General features: G+C 66.0%; 5 protein-coding genes. 2 read left to right on the top strand and 3 right to left on the bottom strand.

What is annotated here, in order from left to right; all coding sequences use genetic code 11:
- On the bottom strand, positions 1–614 hold a 614-nt coding region (locus A5758_RS19560), incomplete at its 3' end, for a hypothetical protein (protein ID WP_067743327.1).
- 310 nt (positions 615–924) lie between these two features.
- On the opposite strand from A5758_RS19560, the gene arc reads away from it, so the two are divergent.
- A complete protein-coding gene (gene arc / locus A5758_RS19555) occupies positions 925–2,751 on the top strand; it encodes a proteasome ATPase (RefSeq protein WP_067207187.1) in 1,827 nt (608 codons plus the stop codon).
- Positions 2,752–2,782: 31 nt separating this feature from the next.
- Here the strand turns inward: arc and A5758_RS19550 are convergent, their stop codons facing one another.
- Together A5758_RS19550 and A5758_RS19545 are read right to left on the bottom strand one after the other, a co-directional pair.
- Complete coding sequence (locus tag A5758_RS19550) at positions 2,783–3,424, bottom strand: hypothetical protein (protein ID WP_067743324.1); 642 nt, start codon at positions 3,422–3,424, stop codon at positions 2,783–2,785.
- Positions 3,425–3,433: 9 nt separating this feature from the next.
- Positions 3,434–4,618 carry a hypothetical protein gene (locus A5758_RS19545; RefSeq protein WP_067743322.1) on the bottom strand — a complete coding sequence of 395 codons (1,185 nt, stop codon included), beginning with the start codon at positions 4,616–4,618 and terminating at the stop codon, positions 3,434–3,436.
- An 88-nt stretch (positions 4,619–4,706) separates the two neighbouring features.
- On the opposite strand from A5758_RS19545, the gene dop reads away from it, so the two are divergent.
- The gene (gene dop / locus A5758_RS19540; RefSeq protein ID WP_067206855.1) at positions 4,707–6,215 is read left to right on the top strand and encodes a pup deamidase/depupylase; all 1,509 of its coding nucleotides are present in this window, start codon (positions 4,707–4,709) and stop codon (positions 6,213–6,215) included.
- The last annotated feature ends 71 nt before the right edge of the window (positions 6,216–6,286 follow it).

The raw sequence follows: 6,286 nt of genomic DNA, 5'->3' as shown, positions 1-6,286 counted from the left end.
GGTCTCGGAGCCGGCACGGGAGGCGGAGCCGGTGCTGCCGGAGCCGGTGCGGGGGCCGGCTCGGGAGGCGGAGCCGGTGCCGGGTTGGGGGGCGGGGTCACCGCCGGCGACTTGCCCATCGCCAACAGCATTTCGCCGGTTCGCCGGGACAACTGCCAACCCCCTTGAAAGGGCGTGAATTCCATGGGGAAGTGGAAGCTGGCGTTTGCCCGCTGGGCGGTGTTGACGTCGATGGTCGCCACGACGTCGGCGGGGGTCTTGTCCGACCAGGCGATGTCGTGCGCGACGAAGTTCATGGGCAGGTAGCCGTTGTCGCGCAAGGCGTTGGAAAACTTGCCCAGAGTGTCCGCGCTCTCCGGGGTCGCGCCTTCGACCAGACTCACCTTGTTGATACCGGGTACGTTCGGGTCGACGAGCCGGGTCAAGATGTCGGTAAGGGCTTCAGGCGTCGGCAGCGGGGTAGTCGGAAAACTAGCGACCGTGCTCGACGTGGCTGGGGCCGCAGCGGGCATGGAGGAGGCGATTCGGGGTTGCTGATGCGACGAACATCCCGAGAAACCGACCGCCGCCAGGATGGTGGCGGCGCTCAAGGTTGCGGACAGGTGTCGGTGCATCCAGTCGATCAGGACGGCTGCGGGGTCGGGGCGCTGTGCGAAACGGGCACCCGCCGTGCGGTCGGGCCAACGGGTGCAACTGAACTCACACCCGCGCTCACCATCCCGGCGTCGGCTGAGCCGACTAGGCCGGTGGCGAGGCTTTTTGCGGTCACGGCGGCCCTTTCGATCAGCGAGATTAGTGGCCGAGATTACCAGCGAGACGAAAATCTTAACTTTTCGTGGGTATTTGACTCCGCACATCATTGGTCAATCGCCGGTAGCTTTGAAGTATTCACCGCGCCAATTCGGTGTGGGAAAGGAGCGCAACATGGGTGGCTCAGAGCGTTCTGAAGCATTCGGTACCCCCAGCGAGTCAGGCATGTCCCCCGGCGATGCTGCCGAATTGGAAGAATTACGCCGCGAGGCAGCGCTGCTGCGCGAGCAACTCGAGCATGCGGCCGGGCAAACTGGCGCCCGCTCCGCGCGCGATGTGCATCAACTCGAAGCCCGTATCGACTCGCTTGCGGCCCGCAACTCGAAGTTGATGGAGACGCTCAAAGAGGCGCGCCAGCAACTACTGGCGTTGCGGGAGGAAGTCGATCGACTCGGGCAGCCGCCGAGTGGTTATGGCGTATTGCTGGGCGCGCACGAGGACGAAACCGTCGATGTGTTCACCTCTGGCCGCAAGATGCGCCTGACCTGCTCGCCGAACATCGAGGTCGCGTCGCTGCGGAAGGGCCAGACGGTTCGCCTCAACGAGGCGCTGACCGTCGTCGAGGCCGGCACCTACGAATCGGTCGGCGAGATCTCCACGTTGCGAGAGCTGCTGGCCGACGGGCACCGCGCGTTGGTCGTCGGTCACGCCGACGAAGAGCGCATCGTGTGGCTGGCGGAGCCGCTGGTGGCCGAGGACCTGCCGGAGGGGCACCCCGACGCGCTCAACGACGACACCAGGCCGCGCAAGCTGCGGCCGGGCGACTCGTTGCTGGTCGACACCAAGGCGGGCTACGCGTTCGAGCGCATCCCCAAGGCCGAGGTCGAAGACCTGGTGCTGGAAGAGGTGCCCGACGTCAGCTACCAGGACATCGGTGGCTTGACTCGCCAGATCGAGCAGATCCGCGACGCCGTGGAGCTGCCCTTCCTGCACAAGGAGCTGTACCGGGAGTACGCGCTGCGCCCGCCCAAGGGTGTGTTGCTGTACGGCCCGCCTGGGTGTGGGAAGACGTTGATCGCTAAGGCGGTCGCGAACTCGCTGGCCAAGAAGATGGCCGAGGTGCGTGGGGACGACGCGCGCGAGGCGAAGTCCTACTTCCTCAACATCAAGGGCCCGGAGCTGCTGAACAAGTTCGTCGGCGAGACCGAGCGGCACATCCGGCTGATCTTCCAGCGGGCCCGCGAGAAGGCGTCCGAGGGAACACCGGTGATCGTGTTCTTCGACGAGATGGACTCGATCTTCCGCACCCGCGGCACCGGCGTCTCCTCCGATGTCGAGACCACAGTGGTTCCGCAGCTGCTGAGTGAGATCGACGGGGTGGAGGGGCTGGAGAACGTCATCGTGATCGGCGCCTCCAACCGTGAGGACATGATCGACCCCGCGATCCTGCGGCCCGGCCGCCTGGACGTCAAGATCAAGATCGAGCGGCCCGATGCCGAAGCGGCACAAGACATCTTCTCGAAGTACCTGGTCGAGACCCTGCCGGTGCATGCCGACGATCTCGCCGAGTTCGGGGGCGACCGTTCGGCCTGCATCCGGGCGATGATCGAAAAGGTCGTCGAGCGGATGTACGCCGAGATCGACGACAACCGGTTCCTGGAGGTCACCTACGCCAACGGTGACAAGGAAGTCATGTACTTCAAGGACTTCAACTCCGGAGCCATGATCCAGAACGTCGTCGACCGGGCGAAGAAGAACGCGATCAAGTCGGTGCTGGAGACCGGGCAACCGGGTCTGCGCATCCAGCATCTGCTCGACTCGATCGTCGACGAGTTCGCCGAGAACGAGGACCTGCCCAACACCACCAATCCCGATGACTGGGCACGGATTTCGGGCAAGAAGGGCGAGCGGATCGTCTACATCCGCACGCTGGTCACCGGCAAGAGCTCGAGCGCGTCGCGGGCCATCGACACCGAATCCAACCTCGGCCAATACCTGTAGGGGCGACAAGCCGGCGCGGCGCGGTTCCGCGTCAGTCGGTCACCAGCGAATAGCTGTTGGTCAGATTGTCCTGCAGCACTTGGGCCGCCCGGGTGCGGGTGTCCACGCGCAGCTCGTCGGTGAGAACACGCGGCTGGTAGGTCCACCCCGACGGCAGGTCGAGCCGGTCGGCGAGTCGCGGCAGATCGGCTTGCGACAGGTTGGGGTCGGCGACCTGGCTCAAGGTCTGCATCACCCAGTGCTGTCCCTGGGGGTCGGTGAGTTCGTAGATCTGTTGTCCGGCGTTGAAGACGAAGACCGTGTGGCGATTGACCTTGTTCGGGATATAGGGCGCGGGATTCATCGAGGACAACAGGACCGTTGCCTGCTGGATCATCTCGATGCCGCCGAAGGTCTTGGTTACCTGGGGACCTTGGGCTTCTTTCTCGATGGCGTTCATCAGCCAGTACCGCGGACCGTTGAGCAGCGCTGCGGCCACGCCGTTTTCGGCGGCGATGGCGTGCGGGTCGAGCGCGGACCACAGTTCGGCGGGGCAGTCGTTGAGCGGAAAGCTGTTGTAGACCGTTGCCTGCGGGCCGGCCTCGCCGGCGGTTACCAGCAGCACTTCGCCGTAGCGTTTTCCGGCCAGGTCGAGCGCGTGTTTACCGACGTGGTCGGATTCGGGGGCGGACACACGGTGAAGTTAGTCACTACCGTCGGTGCCGTCAACAGCAAGCGCGGACGACGCGACGGCGCCGCGGTAGCGGTTGCGGGCCGCCAGGGCAGTGTGCAGATCGTCGATCAGCGGGTCGAGGAACATTCCCCGGTACTCGGCGTCGTCGACCGCGCGGGCGCTGATGTACATGAACGTCAGCGCGCCCAGGAACAGGCACATGTGGATCAGCGAATCTGGTGCCGGGAACGTGAAGCCGAATACCGTCGAGGTGGTGGCGGTGTTGTGCGCCCATTCCTTGAGCAGCGGTGGCGTCAAAATGATCAGGCCTAGGACCAGATACATCGTCGCGCCGACGGCGGCCACCACCAGGATCTCGATGAGTTGTGAGGTCGCCAGCAGGAACACCACGTTGAGGCGCTCTGCGCGTTTCAGCGGGGAGCCGGCCGCGTTCTCATGCATCGTCGCAAACGGCGTGCCGGCAAGGTTCTCGCTGCCTTGGGGCAGCGATGCCATCGACTCCAACAGGGGCCGCACCCGTTCCACGGTCTTGGACACGACGAAGGTCCCTGCAATGCCGAGCAGGAAAACGATTGCCAGCGAAAGTCTTTCGCCATTGATGTTCGCCGCCATCAGCCAGACGTACGTGTTGAAGAACACCAACGCGGTCAGCAGCACGATGGGCAGGGCACGGACCGCCAGCGTGCCGACCGTGGACAGGTGCTCCATCGTCATGCGCACCGCCCAGGCGAACACCGACCCGACGCCGCTGCCGGTCAGCACCAACACCAGGACCAGGATGACGGCGTGCCGGGTCAACTGCATGGGGCCGGATTCGATGACACCGCACGCGACCGCGAGGCCCAGTGCCACGGTCGCCACGGTCGCGCGGTTGCGCCCGCTCGACGTCCGCGACACCAGCCAACCGGCCAGCACGGCCAGCGGGAGAGCGAGCGCGAGCAGCGCCAGAATCACCCACTGGTGAGTCGTCGGCGTTCCGCTGATGAAGACCTCGTTGCCGTCGCTGACGAAATAGACGCCCAGCAGGCAGACCTCCACCGCCGCCCAGGCCGCCAGCACGGGAGCGCATCGCGGCCACAGCCGCCGCCACCGGCCGCGCCGGGTCAGCACCGACGGCAACCCACGCTTTAAGAACCACTGTTCAGCCGCGGCCGCCTGCCTGCGGTCCGGCGTGCGGCGCAGAGTTGGGTCCACATCCGGTCACCCTAGTGGCGCGGCAACCTCGTGCCGGGCGTTTTCCCCCTGCGCGAGGACGGATAGTCGCCCGGCCTACGCTGAACGCATGCAACGGATTATCGGGACGGAGGTCGAGTACGGAATTTCGTCGCCGTCCGACCCGACCGCCAACCCGATCCTCACCTCGACCCAAGCGGTGTTGGCCTATGCGGCCGCCGCCGGCATTCAACGCGCCAAGCGCACCCGATGGGACTACGAGGTGGAATCGCCACTGCGCGACGCCCGTGGTTTCGACCTGAGCCGCTCGGCCGGACCGCCGCCGGTGGTCGACGCCGACGAGGTCGGCGCTGCCAACATGATCCTGACCAATGGGGCGCGGCTCTACGTCGACCACGCCCACCCCGAATACTCGGCGCCCGAGTGCACCGACGCGCTCGACGCGGTGATCTGGGACAAGGCCGGCGAGCGGGTGATGGAGGCCGCCGCCCGGCACGTCGCCAGCGTGCCCGGGGCCGCCAAGCTGCAGCTCTATAAGAACAATGTGGACGGCAAAGGCGCCTCCTACGGCGCGCACGAAAACTACCTGATGTCGCGGCAGACGCCGTTTTCGTCGATCATCGCCGGGTTGACCCCTTTTCTGGTGTCCCGGCAGGTGGTGACCGGCTCCGGCCGGGTCGGCATCGGGCCGTCCGGGGACGAGCCCGGGTTCCAGCTGTCGCAGCGCTCCGATTACATCGAGGTCGAGGTCGGCCTCGAAACCACCCTCAAGCGCGGCATCATCAACACCCGCGACGAACCGCACGCCGACGCCGACCGGTACCGCCGGTTGCACGTCATCATCGGCGACGCCAACCTGGCCGAGACGTCGACCTATCTGAAGCTGGGCACCACGGCGCTGGTGCTGGACCTGATCGAAGTCGGCCCGGAGCACGGGATCGATCTGAGCGACTTGGTGCTGGCCCGGCCGGTGCATGCGGTCCACGCGATCAGCCGCGATCCGTCCCTGCGGGCCGTCGTGGCGCTGGCCGACGGTCGCGAATTGACGGCCCTTGCGTTGCAACGGATTTACCTGGACCGCGTGGCGAAGCTGGTCGACAGCCGCGACCCCGACCCTCGCGCCGCCGACATCGTGGAGACCTGGGCGGAGGTGCTCGATCAACTCGAGCGGGACCCGATGGAATGCGCCGAGGTGCTCGACTGGCCGGCCAAGCTGCGCCTGCTCGAGGGTTTCCGGCAGCGGGAGAATCTCAGCTGGTCGGCGCCGCGGCTGCACCTGGTCGACCTGCAGTATTCCGACGTCCGGCTGGACAAGGGCCTGTACAACCGGCTCGTCGCGCGTGGCTCGATGAAGCGTCTGGTCACCGAACACCAGGTGCTGGAGGCCGTGGACAACCCGCCGACCGACACGCGCGCGTACTTCCGCGGTGAATGCCTGCGCAGGTTCGGCGCCGACATCGCCGCGGCCAGTTGGGACTCGGTGATCTTTGACCTGGGTGGCGACTCGCTGGTGCGGATTCCGACACTGGAGCCGCTGCGCGGCAGTAAGGCGCACGTCGGAGCACTGCTGGACTCGGTGGATAGCGCCGCCGAACTGGTGGAACAACTCACCAGCTAAGCCGGTTAAACCGGGGAACGTCGGGGTTGACCGGTAGGGTAGAGATACCAGCGGGGCAGTGTGGCTTTGGA

This window comes from Mycobacterium sp. 852014-50255_SCH5639931, assembly GCF_001665605.1.
GTDB classification, from domain to species: Bacteria; Actinomycetota; Actinomycetes; order Mycobacteriales; family Mycobacteriaceae; genus Mycobacterium; species Mycobacterium paraffinicum.
Note: the sequence above shows the minus strand (reverse complement) of the source record. Positions and strands in the feature narration are given on the sequence as shown.